This window comes from Brachybacterium kimchii (assembly GCF_023373525.1).
In the GTDB taxonomy this organism is placed as follows: Bacteria; Actinomycetota; Actinomycetes; order Actinomycetales; family Dermabacteraceae; genus Brachybacterium; species Brachybacterium kimchii.
In genome coordinates, this window is the sequence record NZ_CP097218.1 from 89,894 (window position 1) to 110,559 (window position 20,666).

Annotated in this window: 20 protein-coding genes; 10 read left to right on the forward strand and 10 right to left on the reverse strand. The window is 70.6% G+C overall.

Annotated elements, in window-relative coordinates:
• Positions 1-54: 54 nt before the first annotated feature.
• Both greA and M4486_RS00430 read right to left on the reverse strand, forming a co-directional pair.
• The gene (gene greA / locus M4486_RS00425) at positions 55-546 is read right to left on the reverse strand and encodes a transcription elongation factor GreA (RefSeq protein WP_249479040.1); all 492 of its coding nucleotides are present in this window, start codon (positions 544-546) and stop codon (positions 55-57) included.
• A gap of 235 nt (positions 547-781) precedes the next feature.
• The gene (locus M4486_RS00430) at positions 782-1,198 is read right to left on the reverse strand and encodes a DUF4307 domain-containing protein (protein ID WP_249479041.1); all 417 of its coding nucleotides are present in this window, start codon (positions 1,196-1,198) and stop codon (positions 782-784) included.
• A gap of 266 nt (positions 1,199-1,464) precedes the next feature.
• Between M4486_RS00430 and mca the strand changes: the two genes are divergently transcribed.
• Complete coding sequence (gene mca, locus M4486_RS00435; RefSeq protein ID WP_249481183.1) at positions 1,465-2,313, forward strand: mycothiol conjugate amidase Mca; 849 nt, start codon at positions 1,465-1,467, stop codon at positions 2,311-2,313.
• 11 nt (positions 2,314-2,324) lie between these two features.
• On the forward strand, positions 2,325-2,747 hold the full coding sequence (locus tag M4486_RS00440; protein WP_249479042.1) for a hypothetical protein: 423 nt from the start codon (positions 2,325-2,327) through the stop codon (positions 2,745-2,747).
• Positions 2,748-2,811: 64 nt separating this feature from the next.
• On the opposite strand, the gene trhA is transcribed toward M4486_RS00440, so the two are convergent.
• On the reverse strand, positions 2,812-3,639 hold the full coding sequence (gene trhA / locus M4486_RS00445) for a PAQR family membrane homeostasis protein TrhA (protein WP_249479043.1): 828 nt from the start codon (positions 3,637-3,639) through the stop codon (positions 2,812-2,814).
• Between the two features lie 179 nt (positions 3,640-3,818).
• Here trhA and M4486_RS00450 point away from each other — a divergent pair, with 179 nt between their 5' ends.
• Complete coding sequence (locus tag M4486_RS00450; protein WP_239202895.1) at positions 3,819-4,577, forward strand: isoprenyl transferase; 759 nt, start codon at positions 3,819-3,821, stop codon at positions 4,575-4,577.
• A gap of 234 nt (positions 4,578-4,811) precedes the next feature.
• Positions 4,812-6,326 (forward strand): RNA 5'-3' helicase PhoH2, encoded by a 1,515-nt coding sequence (phoH2, locus tag M4486_RS00455; RefSeq protein ID WP_249479045.1) that lies wholly within the window; start codon positions 4,812-4,814, stop codon positions 6,324-6,326.
• Between the two features lie 106 nt (positions 6,327-6,432).
• Here the strand turns inward: phoH2 and M4486_RS00460 are convergent, their stop codons facing one another.
• On the reverse strand, positions 6,433-7,830 hold the full coding sequence (locus M4486_RS00460; RefSeq protein WP_249479046.1) for a class II fumarate hydratase: 1,398 nt from the start codon (positions 7,828-7,830) through the stop codon (positions 6,433-6,435).
• Between the two features lie 226 nt (positions 7,831-8,056).
• A complete protein-coding gene (locus M4486_RS00465) occupies positions 8,057-8,998 on the reverse strand; it encodes a carbohydrate kinase family protein (protein ID WP_249479047.1) in 942 nt (313 codons plus the stop codon).
• A 54-nt stretch (positions 8,999-9,052) separates the two neighbouring features.
• On the opposite strand from M4486_RS00465, the gene M4486_RS00470 reads away from it, so the two are divergent.
• The gene (locus M4486_RS00470) at positions 9,053-9,769 is read left to right on the forward strand and encodes a DUF4245 family protein (protein WP_249479048.1); all 717 of its coding nucleotides are present in this window, start codon (positions 9,053-9,055) and stop codon (positions 9,767-9,769) included.
• 87 nt (positions 9,770-9,856) lie between these two features.
• On the opposite strand, the gene M4486_RS00475 is transcribed toward M4486_RS00470, so the two are convergent.
• Positions 9,857-10,159, reverse strand: coding sequence for an exodeoxyribonuclease VII small subunit (locus tag M4486_RS00475; RefSeq protein WP_249479049.1), 303 nt, complete (start codon positions 10,157-10,159; stop codon positions 9,857-9,859).
• Positions 10,156-11,526 carry an exodeoxyribonuclease VII large subunit gene (gene xseA / locus M4486_RS00480; protein ID WP_249479050.1) on the reverse strand — a complete coding sequence of 457 codons (1,371 nt, stop codon included), beginning with the start codon at positions 11,524-11,526 and terminating at the stop codon, positions 10,156-10,158. The genes M4486_RS00475 and xseA overlap by 4 nt, the downstream gene beginning before the upstream one ends.
• Before the next feature lie 227 nt (positions 11,527-11,753).
• Here xseA and M4486_RS00485 point away from each other — a divergent pair, with 227 nt between their 5' ends.
• Positions 11,754-13,337, forward strand: a complete 1,584-nt coding sequence (locus M4486_RS00485) for an APC family permease (protein ID WP_249479051.1) — start codon at positions 11,754-11,756, stop codon at positions 13,335-13,337.
• Positions 13,334-14,251, forward strand: coding sequence for a universal stress protein (locus M4486_RS00490; RefSeq protein WP_249479052.1), 918 nt, complete (start codon positions 13,334-13,336; stop codon positions 14,249-14,251). Before M4486_RS00485 ends, M4486_RS00490 begins: the two co-directional genes overlap by 4 nt.
• A gap of 73 nt (positions 14,252-14,324) precedes the next feature.
• Here the strand turns inward: M4486_RS00490 and M4486_RS00495 are convergent, their stop codons facing one another.
• Positions 14,325-15,542: a DNA recombination protein RmuC gene (locus M4486_RS00495; RefSeq protein ID WP_249479053.1), complete on the reverse strand. Its 1,218-nt coding sequence runs from the start codon at positions 15,540-15,542 to the stop codon at positions 14,325-14,327.
• 61 nt (positions 15,543-15,603) lie between these two features.
• Positions 15,604-15,963 carry a winged helix-turn-helix transcriptional regulator gene (locus M4486_RS00500; protein ID WP_249479054.1) on the reverse strand — a complete coding sequence of 120 codons (360 nt, stop codon included), beginning with the start codon at positions 15,961-15,963 and terminating at the stop codon, positions 15,604-15,606.
• A gap of 213 nt (positions 15,964-16,176) precedes the next feature.
• Between M4486_RS00500 and M4486_RS00505 the strand changes: the two genes are divergently transcribed.
• Positions 16,177-16,848 (forward strand): NAD(P)-dependent oxidoreductase, encoded by a 672-nt coding sequence (locus M4486_RS00505; protein WP_249479055.1) that lies wholly within the window; start codon positions 16,177-16,179, stop codon positions 16,846-16,848.
• Positions 16,849-16,998: 150 nt separating this feature from the next.
• Here M4486_RS00505 and M4486_RS00510 read toward each other — a convergent pair whose 3' ends face one another.
• On the reverse strand, positions 16,999-17,442 hold the full coding sequence (locus tag M4486_RS00510) for a DoxX family membrane protein (protein WP_249479056.1): 444 nt from the start codon (positions 17,440-17,442) through the stop codon (positions 16,999-17,001).
• 194 nt (positions 17,443-17,636) lie between these two features.
• Between M4486_RS00510 and ychF the strand changes: the two genes are divergently transcribed.
• Entirely contained in the window at positions 17,637-18,740 is a 1,104-nt protein-coding gene (gene ychF / locus M4486_RS00515) for a redox-regulated ATPase YchF (RefSeq protein WP_249479057.1), read from the forward strand.
• Complete coding sequence (locus M4486_RS00520) at positions 18,737-20,563, forward strand: ATP-dependent nuclease (RefSeq protein WP_249479058.1); 1,827 nt, start codon at positions 18,737-18,739, stop codon at positions 20,561-20,563. Before ychF ends, M4486_RS00520 begins: the two co-directional genes overlap by 4 nt.
• The last annotated feature ends 103 nt before the right edge of the window (positions 20,564-20,666 follow it).

The following is a 20,666-nucleotide window of genomic DNA, read 5'->3' on the forward strand; positions in this document are numbered from 1 at the left end:
CCGGCCTTCGTCGTCCGGTCGTCCGTCGCGGCGCACAGGCGCCCGACGGATCGCTCAGGCGCGGTAGGGCTTCGCGGAGATGATCTCGATCTTCAGCGAGCGGCCGTTGGGCGCCTCGTAGTCGATGCTCTCGCCGACCTTCGTGCCGTTGATCGCCGAGCCCAGCGGGGACTCGGTCGAGAAGACCTCGAGGTCCTCGCCGTCGTCCGCGATCTCGCGGTTGCCCAGCAGGAACGTGCGCTCCTTGCCGGCCATCGAGATCTTCACGACCATGCCCGGCTCGACGACGCCGTCGTCCTTCGGGGTCTCGCCGACGACCGCGTTCTTCAGCAGGTGGGTGAGCTCCGCGATGCGAGCCTCGTTCTTCCCCTGCTCCTCGCGGGCCGCGTGGTAGCCGCCGTTCTCCTTGAGGTCGCCCTCGTCGCGAGCCGCGGCGATGCGCTCGGCGATCTCGGTGCGACGGGGCCCCTCGAGCTCGGCGAGCTCCGCGGTGAGGCGGTCGTAGGCGTCCTGGGTGAGCCAGGAACCAGTGGGCTGGCTGCTCATGCGAACACTCCTGATGTCTTGTCGCGGGCGGCCGCCCTCGGCGGACGCCCGACACAGTTCACGGGGCACATGTTGCGCATGCGCCCCGTGTGCGGGTGATGAAGACCGACGCGCTGTCGGTATCAGAGCATCGTACAACGGATGCGACCGGCGCCCCCAACGGTGCGGCGCGTCGGACGCTCGGGTTCGGGGCCCTGCCGCGCGCCCCGGTGCCGCGATCCCGGCAGGCGGAGGATCAGGCCTTCTGGCAGCTGATGACCTCGGCGCTGACCGCCTCGCCCTGGGTGTCGATGTCCACGGTGCGCACGACCTGCCGCTCGGGGCCCCCGGGGATCTCGACCTCGCGGAAGCCGACCTGTGCGCGACCCGCGTTCAGCGCCTGCACCGTGCACGTGGCGTCGACGCCGGGGCTGCGGGTGAGCTGGAAGGTGAGCGAGATCGTGTCGTCGTCGACGTGGTCGTAGCCGACGTCCTTCGCGGTCACGGGCTGGTCCGCGAAGCGGTAGCCGACGAACGCGAGCACGGCGAGGAACACGACGGCCCCGATCACGAACAGCACGCGCGCGGTGCGCTTCGGCACCAGCGGGCCCCCGTAGCGGGAGGCGAGCGGATCGGTCGATCCCGTGGGGGTGCTCGGAGCGTGCGCGTCCATGCGCCCATCCTCCCAGATCCCGCCTGGACCCGGCGTCCGAGTGGCGGGGGTCTCGGCCCTCGCCACAGTCCGGGACCAGGCTGGTGGCGTACCCTCGGCTGGTGCGGAGACGAGCCCGATCCCGGGCCGTCGGCGCCGCCCGCGGCGAGGCCCCGAGCCCCGCCCGCGGACCCGTCCCGACCGACGGGACCAGACCTGTCCGACCCAGACCCGGTGAAGGTGGAAACGTGCCCGACCTCGAGCCCGAGAGCGACGACCGGCTGCGCATGGTCGCCGTGCATGCCCACCCCGACGACGAGTCGAGCAAGGGGGCGGGGTCGATGGCCAAGTATGTCCGCGAGGGGGCGCAGGTCACCGTCATCACCTGCACCGGCGGAGAGCGCGGCGACATCCTCAACCCCAAGCTCGCCGACGACGAGGAGATCCTCGCGGACCTGCCCGCAGTGCGCCGCACCGAGATGGCCGCCGCGCAGAGGGTCCTGGGCGTGGACCACGAGTGGCTCGGGTTCGTCGACTCGGGGCTGCCCGAGGGCGATCCCCGCCCCGAGCTGCCCGAGGGATGCTTCGCCCGCGTGAGCGTCGAGGAGGGCGCACGGCCCCTGGTCGCCGCGATCCGCCGTCTGCGTCCGCACGTGCTCACCACGTACGACGAGAACGGCGGCTACCCGCACCCCGACCACATCCAGTGCCACCGGATCAGCGCGCTCGCCTTCGACAGGGCCGCGGACCCCGAGTACGCCCCCGAGCTCGGCGAGCCGTGGGAGGTCGCGAAGATGTACTACATCAACGGCTTCTCCCGCCGCCGCTTCCAGGGCATCGCCGACTTCCTGCGCGGACGCGGCACCCCCGACGAGCAGCTCGAGGAGATGGCCCAGCGCTTCCCCGGCGGCGCCGACCGCCTGGTGACCACGCGCGTGGACATCAGTGACGAGCTCGACATCCGCGACGCGGCGCTGCGCGCCCACGCCACCCAGGTGGATCCCGAGGGCTTCTTCTTCCACATCCCCAACGACGTCCTGCGCGAGTCGCATTGGGCGACCGACGACTACGAGCTGCGCACCTCGCGCATCGGCGTCACCCTGCCCGAGACCGACCTGTTCGCGGGTCTGCGATGAGCGCCGGGGTGATGAGCGCCGGGGCGATCGGGCTCGCGACGTCGGGCGGACGGCTGCTCGCCGCGCCCTCGGACTCCGGGGACATGACCGCGACGACCGTCACGCCGGGGCTTCCCGCCTTCATCGTGATGTTCCTGCTGGCCGCCGTCATCGTGCTGCTCGCCCTCGACATGACGCGTCGCGTGCGCCGCATCCAGGCCCGCTCGCGCGCCGAGGACCACCTCGCCCAGGAGGGACGGGGCGAGGGGACCGGGTCCGTCGACGGGACCGAGTCGTCGAACGGGGCAGAGCCGTCGAGCGGGGCGGACCCCACCGACGGGACGGGGCAGGCCGATGAGGACGGGCCTGCTGACGAGCCGGCGCCGGCCGCCGGGGCGGAGCCGTCGGACGACGGGGACTCCGCCGACGACGAGGGCGGTCGTCCGCGCGACTGAGCGCCGCGTCGGCCCATCGGCCCCGATGCTCGGCGTGGCCGCGAGATCAGTGGCGGCCGCGCGATCAGATGACCGCGATCGCGACCGCGACGAAGTGGCAGACGAACCCTGCGATCGTGCACGCGTGGAAGATCTCGTGGTACCCGAACCACGCCGGTGAGGGGTCGGGTCGCTTGAGCCCGTAGACGAGCGCGCCCAGCGTGTACGCGATGCCGCCCGCGATGATCAGCCAGGCCACGGCCCAGCCGCCGCCCGCGATGATCTGGGGCATGTAGAAGATCGCCACCCAGCCCAGCGCCACGTACGCGGGCACGTAGAGCCAGCGCGGGGCGCTCGTCCAGAAGATGCGGAAGCCCACGCCGATCAGGGCGCCCGCCCAGCAGATCACCAGCAGGGTGACCGCGGAGCGCGGCTGCAGCATCGACGCCGCGATCGGCGTGTAGGTCCCCGCGATGATGAGGAAGATGTTCGCGTGGTCGAAGCGCCGCAGCATGAGCGCGTGCTCGGCGCGCCAGGTGCCGCGGTGGTAGGTCGCGCTCACGCCGAACAGCAGGCACGAGGTCAGCACGAAGACCGCGCACGCGAGCCGGGTGGGCAGGTCGTCGCCGAGCGCGACCAGCAGCAGGCCGGCGATCAGCGCCGCCGGCAGGGCGAGCATGTGCAGGACGCCGCGCAGGCGGGGCTTGGGCAGGGCGATCCCGAGCTCCTTCGCGCGGCGTGCCATCTGCCGGGTCAGCTCGCGCGGGGCGAAGGGGTGCGTCGACGCGGTCGGGATCTGGTCGTCCTCGAGGGCCGACGGCGGCTCGGCCGGCGTGATCGGGCGCCGAGCGGCCTCCGAGACGCTGTCGCGGTCGGTCTCGGAGTCGGGGGAGCGGTGGGGTGCCAGGGCCATGCCGTGAGCGTAACCTACGGTTCCGTAAGTGGGGAGTGCATCGTCTGTGGCGGTGCTGTGAAGAGCGGCCGCGCCCTTGCCGCACCACCGTCGCGCATGGTCGATAATGGAGCGTCCTCGCCGTGCGGGCGCGGACGCAGCGAGCAGACGAGTCGGGACGCGCGAGAGGGGAGCTGGTCGTGGACGATGACGGGATCCTCTACCGCGTGTACGAGAAGCGGCTGATCAAGGAGCTCGACGCCTACCAGCTGCCCCAGCACCTCGGCGTCATCGTCGACGGGAACCGTCGCTGGGCCAAGGCCTCGGGCATCACCACCGCCGAGGGCCATCGCCAGGGCGGCGCGAAGATCACCGAGTTCCTCACCTGGTGCGAGGAGCTCGAGATCCCGCTGGTCACCGTGTGGATGCTCTCCACCGACAACCTGCGCCGCGGGGCCGACGAGCTCGCGCTGCTGTTCGAGATCATCGCCGAGACCGTCGAGTCGATCGCGGGCGCCGGCTACACCGTGCGCCTCGCAGGATCCGTCGAGTCGCTCCCCGAGGCGACCCGGGAGCGCGTCGCCGCCGTGCAGGAGCGCTCGACCCCGTCGAAGTCCCTCACCGTGAACGTCGCGATCGGCTACGGCGGCCGCGAGGAGATCGTCGACGCCGTCCGCGAGCTCGTGCGCGACCTCGGCGCCGAGGGCCGCAGCCCCGACGAGATCGCCGAGGCCATCTCCATGGAGGGCATCGGCGAGCACCTCTACACGCGCGGCCAGCCCGACCCGGACCTCATCATCCGCTCCTCCGGCGAGCAGAGGCTCTCCGGGTTCCTCATGTGGCAGTCCGCCCACTCGGAGTTCTGGTTCTGCGAGACCAACTGGCCGGGCTTCCGGCGCGTGGACCTGCTGCGCGCGCTGCGCGACTACTGCCAGCGCGAGCGCCGCTTCGGCGCGTGAGGCGGGCGCCGTGACGTCGGGCGCCGCGCCGTCGGGCGGGCCCGTCGGAGAACGGACGATGACGGCCTCGTGAATGCTGCGGCGGCGCACACGCCGCCGGGCGCGTCGTGCCGCGCGTCACAGTCGACGCGGAGTAGGTTCGCGGCAAGCGCTCCGATCGGGCCGCATCCCCAGACTTCCCCTCCGAGGGGATGCGGCAGACCGCACGGGGCTGATCACGGACGGAGGCTCCCGATGACCGACACCACCACGACCGCTCCCCACGACACGACGGCGCAGGATCCGAGCGAGCTGGACCTCGCCGAGCAGGACCCGACCACGATCGACACCGTGCGCGAGGCCGCCCGGGATGCCGCGCAGGACCGGTTCGGAACGGAGGCGGACGGCGGTCAGCCGGTGGCCGTGGTGCGGTCGCTCGAGCCCGGGGGCGCCCAGGAGGCGCTGCCCGACCTCGAGGTCGGCACCCTCACCTACGTGCTGGACACCTCGGTGCTGCTCTCGGACCCGCAGGCGCTGGTCCGCTTCGCCGAGCACGACATCGTCCTGCCAATCGTCGTCATCACGGAGCTCGAGTCCAAGCGCCACCATCCCGACCTCGGCTTCTTCGCCCGGCAGTCCCTGCGGATCCTCGACGACCTGCGCGATCGCCACGGCAACCTCTCCGTCCCGCTGCCGATCGGCGAGGACGGCGGCCACGTGCACGTCGAGCTCAACCACTCCTCGGACCGCGCGCTGCCCGACGGCTTCCGCCTCGGCGACAACGACACCCGCATCCTCGCCGTCGCCAAGAACCTGCAGCTTGAGGGCAAGAGCGTCGTGCTCGTCTCCAAGGACCTGCCGATGCGCATCAAGGCGTCGGCCTGCGGCATCCACGCCGAGGAGTACCGCGCCGAGCTCGCCCGCGACCGCGGATACACAGGCATGGTCACCGCGAGCGTCGGCGAGGAGGAGATGACCGCGCTCTACGACGGCAGCGACGTGGAGATCCCCGAGGTCTCCCATCGCCCGGTCCACACCGGCGTCACCATGACCAGTCCCCGCGGCAGCGCCCTCGGGCGCGTCACCCGCGAGGGCAGCGTGCGGCTCGTCCCCGGCGACCAGGGCGTCTTCGGCGTCCACGGGCGCAGCGCCGAGCAGCGCATCGCGATCGACCTGCTGCTGGACGAGTCCATCGGCATCGTCTCCCTGGGCGGTCGCGCCGGCACCGGCAAGAGCGCGCTCGCGCTGTGCGCCGGCCTCGAGGCCGTCCTGGAGAAGCGCACGCAGCGCAAGATCATGGTGTTCCGCCCGCTCTACGCGGTGGGCGGCCAGGAGCTCGGCTTCCTGCCCGGCGACCAGGGCGAGAAGATGGGGCCCTGGGGCGAGGCCGTCTTCGACACCCTGGGCTCGATGGTCAGCCAGAACGTGATCGACGAGGTGCTCAGCCGCGGCATGCTCGAGGTGCTCCCGCTGACCCACATCCGCGGCCGCTCCCTGCACGACGCCTTCGTGATCGTCGACGAGGCCCAGTCCATGGAGCGCAACGTGCTGCTGACAATGCTCTCGCGCATCGGTCAGAAGTCCCGCGTGATCCTCACCCACGACGTCGCCCAGCGCGACAACCTCCGCGTGGGCCGCTACGACGGCATCGCGAGCGTGGTCGAGGCCCTCAAGGGCAGCGAGCTCTTCGCCCACATGACCCTGCAGCGCTCCGAGCGCTCGAAGGTCGCCGAGCTCGTCACCCACGTGCTGGACGCGCCGGTGATGTGAGGACGGGTCGCGGTCGCCGGGACGACCCGGTGACCGCGGCGCAGAGGCGGGCCTGCACTCCGAGGGGAGTGCGGGCCCGCGGTCTGCTTCGGGGGCTCGGCGCCGCTCAGGCCTTCGGGGTCGTCATGGAGAGCACGTCGAGGGCGTCGTCGAGCTGCTGCTCGGTGAGCTCGCCGCGCTCGACGAAGCCGAGGGCGATCGTGGCCTCGCGCACCGAGACCTGCTCCTTCACGGCGTGCTTGGCGATCTTCGCCGCGCTCTCGTAGCCGATCAGCTTGTTCAGCGGGGTGACGATCGAGGGGGAGGCCTCGGCGTAGAAGCGGGCCTTCTCCTCGTTCGCGGTGAGACCGTCGACCGTCTTGTCGGCGAGCACCTTCGAGGCGTTCGCGAGCAGGCGGATCGACTCGAGAAGGCTCGTGCCCATGAGGGGGATCTGCACGTTCAGCTCGAAGGAGCCCTGCGCGCCGCCCCAGGCGACGGACGCGTCGTTGCCGATGACCTTCGCGCACACCTGCAGGACGGCCTCGGGGATCACGGGGTTGACCTTGCCGGGCATGATCGAGGAGCCGGGCTGCAGGTCGGGGATCGCGATCTCCCCGAGGCCCGTGTTCGGGCCCGAGCCCATCCAGCGCAGATCGTTGCAGATCTTCGTGAGCGAGACGGCGATCGTGCGCAGCGCGCCGGACATCTCGACGAGGCCGTCGCGCGCGGACTGCGCCTCGAAGTGGTCGCGGGCCTCCGTCAGCGGCAGCTCGGTCTGCTCGGCGAGGTTCGCGATGACCTTCTGCGGGAAGCCGGCGGGAGTGTTGATGCCGGTGCCGACGGCGGTGCCGCCCTGGGGGACCTCCGCCGTGCGGGGGAGCGCGGCCTTCACGCGCTCGATGCCGTAGCGGATCTGTGCCGCGTAGCCGCCGAACTCCTGGCCCAGGGTCACCGGGGTGGCGTCCATCAGGTGGGTGCGGCCCGACTTCACGACGCTCTTCCACGCCTCGGCCTTCGACTCGAGGGAGGCGGCGAGGTGCTCGAGGGCGGGCAGCAGGGACTTCACGACCGAGCTGGTCACGGCCACGTGCACGGAGGTCGGGAAGACGTCGTTCGAGGACTGCGAGGCGTTGACGTGGTCGTTGGGGTGGACCTTCTGGCCCGACGCCGTCGACGCGATCGTCGCGAGCACCTCGTTCATGTTCATGTTCGAGCTCGTGCCCGAGCCCGTCTGGTACGTGTCGATCGGGAACTGGTCGTCGTGGGAGCCCGCGATGACCTCGTCGGCCGCGGCGATGATCGCGTCGGCGATCGCGGCATCGAGCACGCCGAGGTCCTCGTTCGCGCGGGCCGCGGCCTTCTTCACCTGGGCGAGCGCGTGGATGTGCGCGGGCTCGAGGCCCTGGCCGGAGATCGGGAAGTTCTCGACGGCGCGCTGGGTCTGGGCGCCGTACAGGGCGTCGACCGGGACTCGCACCTCACCCATGGTGTCGTGCTCGATGCGGTACTCGGGCTGGGTCATGGAGGAACTCCTTCGTTCGTCGGTGCTGCGAGGGCCGGGCCCCGCGGGGTGATGGATGGTGACCCTCGGACGGTATCGGACCGAGGTGACGGCGCGGTGGCCGACGGGGTGTTCGGGTGACGCGGTGATCAGTGGGACCGGTGCAATCGGTGGGTGCGTCGCCATCGGTGGGTGAAGCGGGATGGGTGAGTCCGGCGACCGGCGACCGGCGACCGGCGGTGCGCGGTCAGCGGGGGAGGGGACCGCCGTCGGGCCGGTCCTCGAGCTCGTCGGCCCAGGGCGGGTTGGCACCGGGCCGGGAGACGGTGACGGCGGCCAGCGCGGCGGCGTGCGCGAGGACGTCCTGCAGCACTGCGGTGTCGGCCGCGGCGAGGGCCTCGCGCCGGCGGGCGCCCAGCAGGTCGCGGGACGCGAGGGCGTCGAGGATCCCCGCGGAGTAGGTGTCGCCCGCGCCCACGGTGTCGGCGACGTCGACGCGCACGGGATCCACCGGGATCCGGCCGTCGGGCCCGAAGCCGACCGCCCCGTCCCCGCCGCGGGTCATCGCGACGACGCTGGGGCCGAGCTCGCGCCAGGAGGCGGCGACGTCCTCGACGTCGTCGGTGCCGTAGAGCCAGGCGATGTCCTCATCGCTCGACTTCACGATGTCGCAGCGGCCGATGAGCGCCTCGATCTGCGGACGCACCGTCGCGGGATCGCCCATGAGGTCGGGGCGGATGTTCGGGTCGTAGCTGAGCGTCGCGGAGTCCCGATGCGCCTCGAGGACGTCCGCGACCACGCCGCTGCCCGGGGCGAGCACTGCGGCGATCGACGAGGTGTGGACGGCATCGAGGCCGGAGGGGAGACCGGAGGGGTCGGGATCCCAGACCAGGTCGAAGGTGTACTGGGCCGCGCCGTCGGTCCCGACCTGCGCCTGGGCGGTCGAGGTGGGACGATCGTCGATGCTGCCCGCGGTGAGCACGACGCGCGAGGACTCGACGTGCTCGCGGATGGCCCGCCCGCGGGCGTCGTCGCCGATGCGGGTGAGCAGGTGCGAGACGTGCCCGAGCCGGCCCAGCGCGACCGCGACGTTCATGGGCGACCCGCCCGGGTACTCGGCGGGCGGCTCTCCCGGGCGCAGGACGATGTCCGTGAGCGATTCTCCGACGGTGAGAAAAGTGGCCTTCACGGCATAGATCTTGGCATTTTTCGCGGCACGGGGCGAACGCGCGACAATGCGTGCATGCCGACACCGAAGGATCCGAGCGCCGAGGCGTCCGAGCGCAGGCCCGAGCCCGCGCCCGAGAGCGCCGGGAGTGCCGAGAGGGACGGCGCCGACGCCGCTCCCTCGTCCGCTCCTGCGCCGGCCTCTTCCGCTCCCGCGCCGCGCAAGCGCTCGCCGTACTCGATGAGCAAGGGCGACGCCTCGATGCGCAACATCGCCTGGGCGCTCGGCCTCACGCTCGGCTGCGTGGCCGTGGTCGGCGTGATCTTCTTCGGCGTGGGGCGCAGCGTGGACCGTGAGATCCCCGAGACGTCCCGCCTGGATGTCGGCGCGAGCGCGCAGCGCGCCCAGGAGCAGGCGCCGTTCCCCGTGGCGCAGCCCGCGCTCGGCGGCAGCTGGACCCCGCGCGCCGCGGATTTCACGGCGGGCGATCGGCCGACGTGGGAGCTGCGCTTCACCTCGCCCTCGAACACGCTGGTCAACATCGTGGAGAGTGAGGAGATGTCCGCGGCGGACCTCTCCTCGCAGCTGCCCGGGGCGGACGCGACCGGGGACGTCACGATCGAGGGCGCGGACTGCCAGACGGTGAGCGGCGAGGACGACGAGCACGGCATCACGTGCCAGGGCGACGGCTGGGCCGTCATCGTGCACGGCACGGCCGACGACGCCGATCTCAAGACCGCGGCGCAGGCGACCGTGCGCAGCATCGAGGACGGCGGCACCACGGGGTCCTGAGCCCCGGCTCGGTGATGTCGACGGCGTGGTCCGCCGGCCCTCGGAGCCGGAGCGAGCCTCATCGCTCAGCGCCGGAGCGATCGGCGCTCAGCGCCGGGCCTGGACCGCCTCGTCGAGCTTCTGACGCGCTCCGTCGAGCCACTGCTGGCAGCGGCGGGCGAGCATCTCGCCGCGCTCCCACAGGGCGATCGACTCCTCGAGCCCGCCCTGCCCGGACTCCAGACGGCGCACCACCTCGACGAGCTGGTCGCGGGCGGCCTCGTAGCTGAGGGCGGCGACGTCCTCGGGCAGATCCGGGGCGGAGTCGGCTGCGTCGTCGTCGGCGGGAGCGGTCACGGGGCTCCCCTCCGCAGGATCGTCCGTCGCGGGGTCCTCGGGCGTGGTGCTCATCGGTTCTCCTCCGGGGCATCGGGCTGGTCGGTGGGATCGGTGCGGTGCTCGGCCGGGACCTGTGCAGGGGCATCTGTTGCGGCGCCGTCGATCGTGTCCATGTCGGGCGGGGTGTAGGGATCGTGCTCGGTGCGCAGAGCGCCGAAACGGCCGCCCGCCACGCGCACGGAGAGTGCGGCGTCGACGGGAGCGGACTCGGGGGCGCGCACGATCGTGCCGTCGGGCGTCTGCACCACGGCGTAGCCGCGCTCGAGGGTCGCGAGCGGACTGAGCGCGCGGACCTGACGGCCCAGGTGGGCGGTCTCGTCGCGCGCCCGGTCCAGGCGGGAGCCGACGAGCGTGCGGGCGAGCGCGATGCGCGAGCGGATCTCCTCGGCGGGTGCGGTGAGGATGCTCGCCGGGTTCTCGAGCACGGGTCGCGACCGGAAGGCGTCGAGGTTCGCCTGCTCGCGCTCCAGGCGAGTGCGCACCGCCGAGCGCAGGCGCGAGCGGCCCAGGTCGAGCTGCTCGAGCTCGGCCTGGATGTCCGGCACCACGCGCTTGGCGGCGTCCGTGGGGGTCGAGGCGCGCACATCGGCCGCGAGGTCCACGAGAGGGGTGTCGACCTCGTGGCCGATCGCGGAGACGATCGGGGTGCGGGCGCCCGCGACCAGGCGCACCAGCTTCTCGTCGCTGAAGGGGAGCAGGTCCTCGAGGGAGCCGCCGCCGCGGGAGATGATGATGACGTCGACGTCCTCGAGGGCGTCGAGCTCGGTGAGCGCGGCGGAGACCTCGCGCACCGCCTTCTGCCCCTGCACCGCGACCTCGCGGATGGCGAAGTCGACCGCGGGCCAGCGGCGGCGGGCGTTGACCACGACGTCCTTCTCCGCCGCGGACTCGCGCCCGCAGATGAGGCCGATCGTGCGCGGGAGGAACGGGAGCTGCTGCTTGCGGGAGTCCTCGAACAGGCCCTCGGAGGCGAGGGCGCGCTTGAGCTGCTCGAGCTGCGCGAGGAGCTCGCCGAGGCCGACGGGCCGGATCTCGCTCGCCTCGAGCTGGAGGCTCCCGCGCTTGTTCCAGAAGGTGGGCTTCGCGTGCACGACCACGCGCGCCCCCGGCACGAGCTCGACCGTCATCGCCCGCAGCACGTGCTCGCGGATCGGCACCGAGAAGGACATGTCCACCTCGGGGTCGCGCAGCGTCATGAACGCCAGGCCGCTGCCCGGACGGCGGTTCAGCTGCACCATCTGCCCCTCGACCCAGATCGGGGACATCCGTGCGACGTACTCGCCGACCTTCACCGAGAGCTGGCGCAGAGGCCACGGGTTCTCCGGCGTGGTCTCGGCGGCCGTCGGCGCGAGAGGCCGATGGGGCGGGGTCTCGGTCATGGGTCCACTCTGGCACGGCGCGGGGACGTTCGAGCACTGGGGCGGCAGGTGTGGAAGGACGGGGCATGGGGAGGACCCGCGCGCCGCCGTCGGACGCTCTGCGTCCACGGATGTGATTGACAGCACACGGTTCGGGGTGGAGTGTTGCCCCAGCCCGCGCGGCATCACGCCGCCGCAGTCCACTGCGGTCCGCGGCGTCGGGCGGCCCGAGACGAGGAGGCGGCTGCATGAGCGTGCTGCGACGCAAGAGCATCGAGACGGTCCTGCATCAGGACGATGACGAGGACCACGCGCACCTGAAGAAGGCCCTCGGGGTCAAGGACCTCATCGGCTTCGGGATCGGCATCGTGATCGGGACGGGGATCTTCACCCTCACCGGCCTGCAGGCCAAGGAGAACGCGGGCCCCGCCGTGATGATCTCCTTCGTGATCGCGGGCGTCGTGGCCCTGCTCGCCGCCCTCTGCTACGCGGAGCTCGCCTCCGCCGTCCCCACCGCGGGCAGCTCGTACACCTACGCCTACTCGACGATCGGGGAGATCTTCGCCTGGATCATCGCGTGGGACCTGATCCTGGAGTTCGCGCTCGGCGCCGCGGTGGTCTCGCGAGGCTGGTCCGGCTACGTGGCGGGCGTGTTCGGACTGCCCTCGAAGTGGTTCGCCGAGGAGGGGTCCGTGGTGAACCTCGGCGCCATCTTCATCGCGGTGCTGCTGGGCGTCGTCGCGATCCGCGGCATCCGCGAGTCGAAGTGGGTGACCAACGGGCTCGTGCTCATCAAGGTGCTGGTGTGCGTGTTCGTCATCGTCGTGGGCGTCTTCTACATCAAGACCGACAACCTGGTGCCCTTCATCCCGCCGGCCCAGCACTCCGAGTCCACCGGGTCCCGGCTCACCTCGCCGCTCTGGCAGGCAGTCACGGGGATCGAGCCCTCGACCTTCGGGGTGGCGGGCGTGTTCGTCGCCGCGGCCGTCGTCTTCTTCGCCTACTCCGGGTTCGAGGCGGTCGCGAACCTCGGCGAGGAGACCAAGAAGCCGGCCCGCGACATGCCGATGGGCCTGCTCGGGACGCTCGCCATCTGCACCGTCCTCTACGTCGGCGTGTGCCTCGTGGTCACCGGCATGGTCGAGTACTCCAAGCTCTCCGAGGGCGACGCCGTGGCCGACGTCTTCCACCAGGTCGGCCTGCCCTGGGTGGGCATCCTGGTGGGCATCGCCGCGGTCGCCGGGCTCAGCTCGGTGATCCTCGTGGACATCGTGGCGATGGGCCGGATCGGCTTCGCCCTCGCACGCGACGGGCTGCTCCCGCCGGTGTTCTCGCGCGTCCACCCGCGCTGGGGGACGCCGGTGCTGATGACGTCCCTCACCGTGGGCGCGGTCGCCCTGCTCGCGGGGTTCATCCCGATCTCCGTGCTCGCCGAGATGGTCAGCATCGGCACCCTGTTCGCCTTCGTGGTCGTCTCGATCGCCGTCGTGGTGCTGCGCCGCACCGATCCGGACATGGAGCGCCCCTTCCGCACGCCGCTCGTGCCCGTCCTGCCGATCGTCAGCGTCCTCGCCTGCGCGGGGCTCATGGCGAGCCTCGCCGTGGAGACGTGGCTGCGGTTCCTGGCCTGGCTCGTGATCGGCCTCATCGTCTACGTGGTGTACAGCTACCGGCACTCGCACCTGGGCACGCACGGGAGCGGACCGGTCCCGACGCCCACGCCCTTCATGGGCGAGCCGGGCGGGCCCGGTGGGGACGAGGCATCGTCGCCCCGCGGCCGGGCGCCCGATGCTTCCGCGCCCGACGAGGACGGGCGGGGAGGCGTGCGATGAGCATCCTCGTCGGCTTCGGACCCGACACCCGCACGGGATCGGGACTGCGCCTGGGAGTCGCGATCGCGCGGTCCCTCGGCGAGGACCTCGTGCTGTGCTGCGTCGTCCACGACTCCTTCGGCTCCCCGTCGCTGCGCGACTTCTCCGGGGTCGACGACGACTGGCGTCGGGAGATCACCGGCCTCGCGCGCGAGGCGCTTGCCGAGGCGCGCTCCCGCCTGCCCGAGGACCTCGAGGTCCAGACGGTGATGCGCGTCGGCCGCTCGGTGCCGCAGATCCTCGAGCGCGAGGCCCGCGATCGCGGATGCCGCATGCTCGTGGTCGGATCGGCCGACGGGGTCGTCGGTCGGATCGGGCTCGGCAGCACGAGCGACCGCCTCGTGCACAGCTCACGGGTCCCCGTCGCCCTCGCGCCGCGCGGCTTCGACCCCGGCGAGGGCACGCTCTCGCGGATCGTGCTCGCCGTGGATCCGTCGGATGCCGACGCGGCGCTCGTGCCCGGCGTGGTCCGCGTGCTCGAGGCGCTGGGCACCTCGCTCACGGTGGTCACTTTCGCTGTGCGCAGCGGCACCCGGAGCGCGATGACCGCCTTCCGGGAGAGCGGCTTCTACGCGCAGTGGCGGCGCGATGCGGTGCGCACCCAGCGCACGATCCTCGACGAGGTGCGCGCCGCGTGCCCGGAGGTCGAGGCCGACGCGGGATCCGTGGTCGAGGGGGACCGCTGGTCCGCCGCTGTGGGCGGTCTCGAATGGCGCAGCGGCGACCTGCTCGTCATCGGCTCCAGTTCCCATGCCGGTCTCGCCCGGGTGTTCCTGGGGTCCACGGCCGCGCGGATCCTGCGCCATGCGCCCGTGCCGGTGCTCGTGCTGCCGCGGGGCCGCGGGAAGGCGGCCCGACGGGAGAAGGCGCGGTGACGGCGGGGTGGATGGGTGAAGGGCATCCAGCCGCGGCGCGCGATCGCGAGCCGGCGACACGGAATTCGAGGACTCAGCCCGCCGCGCGGGAGTCGGTGCCATCTGCACGCCCGATCGCGTCCCCGCGGGCGAGGTCGGCGATCTGCTCCTCGTCGAGACTGCGGGCGCGACGGGTGAGCTGCTCGACGTCCTCGACCTTCTTCGAGGTCAGCTCCATCTCCTCGAAGCGCCGGGCGGTGACCATCACCCGGGACTGCAGGGAGCCGACGGCGTCGTTGTAGGCGGCGACCGAGGAGTCCAGCGAGCGACCCACCTTCCCGAGGTGACCTGCGAGCGTGCCCAGCCGGTGGTGCAGCTCGCGGCCCGCGTCGAGCACATGGCGGGCATCGCGGTTCAGGGAGTCGGTGCGCCAGGTGTGGGCGACCGTGCGCAGGAGCGCGACCAGGGTCGCGGGGGAGGCGACCACGACGTCGCGGGAGAACGCGTGCTCGAGCAGCTCGGGATCGGACTCGAGGGCGGCGGCGAGCACGCCGTCGCTGGGCACGAACATCACCGTGAACTCGGGGGTGTCGCCGAGCGCGGCCCAGTACGCCTTCGAGCCCAGGCGGTCCGCGTGACCGCGCATCGCCTTGGCATGGGCGGCGCGCCGGGTGCGGGCACGATCGGGATCCGGCTCCTCGACCGCGTCGAGATAGGCGTCCATCGGCGCCTTCGCGTCGACGACGACGCTGCGCCCGCCGCTCAGGCGCACCACCATGTCGGGCCGCTGGCCCGCCTCGCCGCTCGCGCCGCGGCCGGCGTGCTGTTCGCTGAAGTCGACGTGCTCGAGCATGCCCGCCGCCTCGACGATGCGGCGCAGCTGCACCTCGCCCCACCGGCCCCGGGAGGTGGGCGCGCGCAGGGCGGCGGTCAGGGCGTGGGTGCCCCGATCCAGGTCGCGGGTGCGCTCGCCGAGCTCCTCGAGGTGGGCGCGCAGCGCGCCGTCGGAGCGGGCGCGGGCGCTCTCGCTGCGCTCGACGTGCTGCTCGAGCTGGGTGAGCGCATGCGTGATCGGGGCGAGCGTGCTGCGCAGCTCGGCATCGCGCTGGGCCGCCTGGGCCTCGCGGCGCTCCGCCTCGCGCTCGAGCTGCAGCTGGGCGGGGTCGATCGCGGGCGCCCCCTGCCCATCGAGGTGCCCGGCATCGGTGCGGGAGGCGCCTCGCGAGCGCGGATCGCGCATGACGAGGTAGGTGCCCAGCGCGCCGAGGGCGACGCCGACCAGGAGGACGAGGATCACGGTGAGGGTGTCCATGGGCTCAGCACACCACAGGGGAGGGACATCCGAGCGGATGCGGAGCCACGCGCCCGAGCGGTCAGCCCAGGGCGGCGGCGCGTGCGGTGGCGACCTCGTCCATGTGGTCGACGGCCCAGGCGCGCAGGATCTCGAGCGGCTCGAGGAGGGTGCGGCCCAGCGCGGACAGCTCGTACTCGACGTGCGGCGGCACCTTGGGATACACGGTGCGGACGACGAGCCCGTCGGCCTCGAGCGAGCGCAGGGTCTGGGTGAGCATCTTCTGGCTGATCCCGTCGATGAGTCGCGAGATCTGCGAGAAGCGCAGGGGGCCGTCCTCGAGGGTGCCGATGATCAGCACGGTCCAGCGGTCGCCGATGCGGTCCAGCAGCTGGCGGGACGGGCAGACGCGGTACGGGTCGTAGAGGGCGGGGGCGGACATGGCGGTTCCTCTCGAGGGTCGGCCGAGGGGCCGGGTGGGGCAGCGGCAGGGGACGAGTGACCGCCGACGGGCGGTTACTGCGAGGTGCCTACTTCCCAAAGGATACCGAGTTACCTACAGTGAGCGTCGTGGGTGCGGCGCACGTCGCACCGGCCCGGCGGATCCGTCGGGCATCAGATCGATCCGGGCGCCGAGCGCCCCGAAGGAGACACCATGACCAGCACCTCGACCGGCTCCTCCCGCGTCGTCGTCCTCGGCGGCACCGGCTACGCCGGCTCGCTGATCGTCGAGGAGGCCGCGCGCCGCGGCCACGACGTCGTCGCCGTCAGCCGCAAGGCTCCGCAGAGCCTTCCCGCCGGCGCCTCGCACCGCGCGGGGGACGTGCGCGACGCGGCGTTCCTGGGCGATGTGCTCGACGGGGCCGACGTGGTCGTCGCCACGAGCTCCCCGCGCGGAGAGCTCGCCGAGCCCGGCGTGCTGCGCGGCGCCTACGCCGAGCTCGCCCGCATCGCGGAGAGCAAGGGCGTGCGCCTGGGCGTGATCGGCGGCGCCGGCTCCCTGCACGTGAGCGAGGGAGGCCCGCTGCTCGTGGACACCCCCGACTTCCCGGACGCGTTCCTCACGGAGGCCCGCGAGCTGGGCGCCGTCCTGGAGGACCTGCGCGGCGCCGACGGCGAGCTCGAGTGGTTCTTCCTGAGCCCCGCCGCGGGCTTCGGCGGATACGCGCCGGGGGAGCGCACCGGCTCCTACCGCGTGGGCGGCGACGTGCTCGTCTCCGACGAGAAGGGCGAGTCCTTCATCTCCGGCGCCGATCTCGCGATCGCCGTCGTCGACGAGATCGAGGAGCCCGCGCACCGGAACGCGCGCTTCACCGTCGCGTACTGACCCGCCGGTCCCGCGGACGGCCGGGCCGGCCGAGGGTCGCGGCAGGCGGCCCGACGGGTGGTCCGCGGCCGACCCGGCAGTAGAGATGAGCGTGGCGCACCGGATCCGATGGGTCCGGTGCGCCACGCTCATCTCTACGGGGCGCGGAGGTCAGTCCTTCGCGACCTCCTTGACCTTCACCTTCTTCGAGCCGGCACCGCGCACGAAGAGCGCGAGAGCGATCGCGGCGAGCCAGAGGTCCTTGGACAGCGGGGTGCCCGCGTGGGAGGGGCGGATGCCGTCGTCCTGGGTCATCTCGGGGTTGCGGAAGTACATCGAGAGCATGCCGGCGCTGAAGGCGCCGAGGCCGAGGCCGGCCACGCGGGTCGGCACGATCGGCAGCAGCAGCGCCGAGCCGACGGCGATCTCGCCGAGGCTCACGAGCCAGCCGAACTGCTTGGGGGACAGGCTCTCCACCTGCGGGATGCCCTGCGAGGCCATCTGCTGGAGGCCCGTGGCGGCCTCCTCGGGGAGGGCGAGCTTCCCGATCCCCGAGTTCAGGATGTAGGCGCCGGTGACGCCGCGCAGGATGGTGTTGCTGAGGCTGAAGGCCATGGGGACTCCTTGATCGAGAGCGGTCCGTGCAGGACGAGAGTAGTGAATCGGGTCGGCAGCGGGGAGGGATGTCCGGCGGCGGTGCGCGAGGACTCACGGGGATGCCGCGGGAGGCCGCTGCGACGGCGTGCTCTCGCCCACGACTGCCGCGCGCGGCGGGCATCCGGGCGCGTCGGCCCGTAGACTCCGATCCCGTGGCTCTCACCATCGGAATCGTCGGACTGCCCAACGTCGGCAAGTCCACCCTGTTCAACGCCCTCACCCGCGCGGAGGTCCTCGCGGCGAACTACCCGTTCGCCACGATCGACCCGAACGTCGGCGTCGTGCCGCTGCCGGATCCGCGGCTCGGCACGCTCGCCGAGATGTTCGCCAGCGAGAAGCAGGTCCCCGCGACCGTCTCCTTCGTGGACATCGCCGGCATCGTCAAGGGAGCGAGCGAGGGCGAGGGACTGGGCAACAAGTTCCTCGCGAACATCCGTGAAGCCGATGCGATCTGCCAGGTCACCCGTGCCTTCTCGGATCCCGATGTGATCCGGGCCGAAGGGTCCGACGGCCCCTCGGGCGACATGGAGACCATCACCACCGAACTGATCCTCGCCGACCTCCAGACCCTCGAGAACGCGCGCCCGCGCGTCGAGAAGGAGGTCAAGCGGAAGCTCACCGAGGCCGCCGTGCTCGACGCGATGGACGCCGCGAAGGGCCTGCTGGAGACCGGCACGACACTGTTCCAGGGCGCTGCCGGAGCCGGGATCGACGTCTCGCTGCTCCGCGAGCTGCAGCTGATGACCGCGAAGCCCTTCATCTATGTCTTTAACACCGACGAGGAGGGGCTCGCGGACGAGGCCTCCCAGCAGGCGCTGCGCAACCTCGTCGCCCCGGCCGACGCGATCTTCCTGGACGCCAAGTTCGAGTCAGAGCTCGCCGAGCTCGACGAGGACGAGGCGCGGGAGATGCTCGAGAGCACCGGGCAGGAGGAGTCGGGCCTCGACCAGCTCGCGCGCGTCGGCTTCCACACGCTGGGCCTGCAGACCTACCTCACCGCCGGCCCCAAGGAGTCCCGCGCGTGGACCATCCCGCAGGGCGCGACCGCCCCGCAGGCCGCCGGCGTCATCCACACGGACTTCGAGCGCGGCTTCATCAAGGCCGAGATCGTCAGCTTCGACAAGCTCGTCGAGGCAGGCTCCATGGCCGACGCCAAGGCCCACGGCTGGGTGCGCATGGAGGGCAAGGACTACGTGATGGCCGACGGGGACGTGGTGGAGTTCCGTAGCGGACTAACCTCTGGCGGCAAGAAGTGAGCACCGTTGCCGACGGGGGCAGCGCAAAGGGCGATAACGATTTCGACCTTGGCGTTCTCGAGAACGGCGGTGAAGACAGGGAGCCGGAGCCTCCGAGTCAGCGTTGCGCTTCTCTCGCGATCGAAGCAGTGCGCATCCGAAACTTTAAACGGATCAAAGATTCGCGCATCGAATTGGGGCCGATCACCTATTTGGTTGGCGGGAATAACTCAGGAAAGAGTAGTGTGCTGCAGGCGATCCACACTGCTGTGAGTTGCGCGCAGGCTTCCGTGGAACTGGGGCAGCAAGTCATCGCTGAAGCTAGCCTGCGCTATTCTCCAGTAGCTGAGTTCTCTCTCCTTGGGCATGGTGCGCAGTACTCAAACCGAGGTGACGGCCTCCGAGGTTCCGTTCTCTTTGAAGGCACACCGGTGGATAACGACGTGCTATCGGAATACCGAATTGAGATGTACAAGGCGCGGAATCATAACAATGTAGGCGTTGACAGGTCTGGCACCTCGGCAGGGTTCGGCCAGGTAATTAGCGACCCGAAGAAGCTTTTTAGTGTTTATGTTCCCGGATTGGCAGGGGTTCCTCATCGAGAGGAAATGAGCGGATATGCCGCCGTGTTCCGCAAGGCCGCGAGTGGTGACGCGAATCTTGTGTTCCGAAATATCATTCGCCTCCTTTCCGATCGCGATCTCTTGGGAAGACTCGAAGAAATGCTTGAGTCTGTTCTAAGGGTTCCTGTCTCGTTCCTGGTTCGATACGATCCGGATCGCGACCTTTATGTGGACGTGCGGCTTGCCACAGGCGAATCTGTGCCAGTAAGGGATCACCTTCCGGTCGACCTGTGGGGGACCGGGATTCTGCAGATAACGCAAATATTTGCGTACGTACTTCTGTTCAAGCCAGCTCTCCTGCTTGTTGATGAGCCTGACAGTCACCTTCACCCATCTCGTCAGAAGGCGCTTGGGGTAGCGCTTGAACGAATCGCCGTGGATTTTGAGTGCAAGGTCATTGTTAGTACGCACAGCCGGCACTTGATCACTGGGGCGTCCGATGCTGTCAAGGTCGTTTGGATGAAGGACGGTGAAGTCGAGACTGATAGTCAGCGAGGTCTCACTGCCCTCCTAATGGATCTCGGTGCGCTTGATCAACTAGATCTGAATAGCCGCGTAATCCTCTGCACTGAGGATGAGGATCCCTGGGCCTTGCGACTGGCGCTACGTGAAGCGGGTTACTCTGAAGATGATGTCAAGATTGCGTCATTCAATGGGCTTGGCAATAAGTACACAGCTGAGGCGTTCCACGAGATGTCTGAAATGATGACGGTGTCCCCGCGGGTTATTGTTCACCGGGATCGAGACTTTCTCACTGCGGTCGAGTTGGAGGAGTGGTCGCGTGTCTTTGGCGATCGAGGCATTGAGGTCTTCTGTCCGACTCTGTGTGATACGGAGGCGTATCACGCGACAGTCGATCATATCGTGGCCGTGACTGGCCTCGCCGTTGAAGATGCGACAAGGATCCGTTCTGAGGTTCTCGAGGAGTGGTCTCCGCAGTTGAAAAAGAAACATCGAGACAAGCGTCGCGCGATCAACCGAGAGTACCTTGACGGTGGGGCTCCTCGTACGGATGAGCTATGGCCCGATGGCGCAGTGCCTACCGAAGAAATGGTGTACGGAAAATTGTTGCTCACACAAGTGCAGAAGCGCCTTAGGGATCTTGGGTACCTTGATAAGTCGCGATCTCTTCATGACGTCCCAAGTAGTTCGCTCGCTGGCGAGCTGAAGGCTTTCCTGCTGCAAGATGAGGATTCGGTGGAGCTCCGGTTTAACGTCTGACGTCTGCGACGGGCTGCGTGGGATCCGGGTTCGGCGAACGGGCCTGGCGTGGTGCGGAGCCCGACTGAGGGCGGCTCTGTATTGTGTGGACCGACGCCGGACC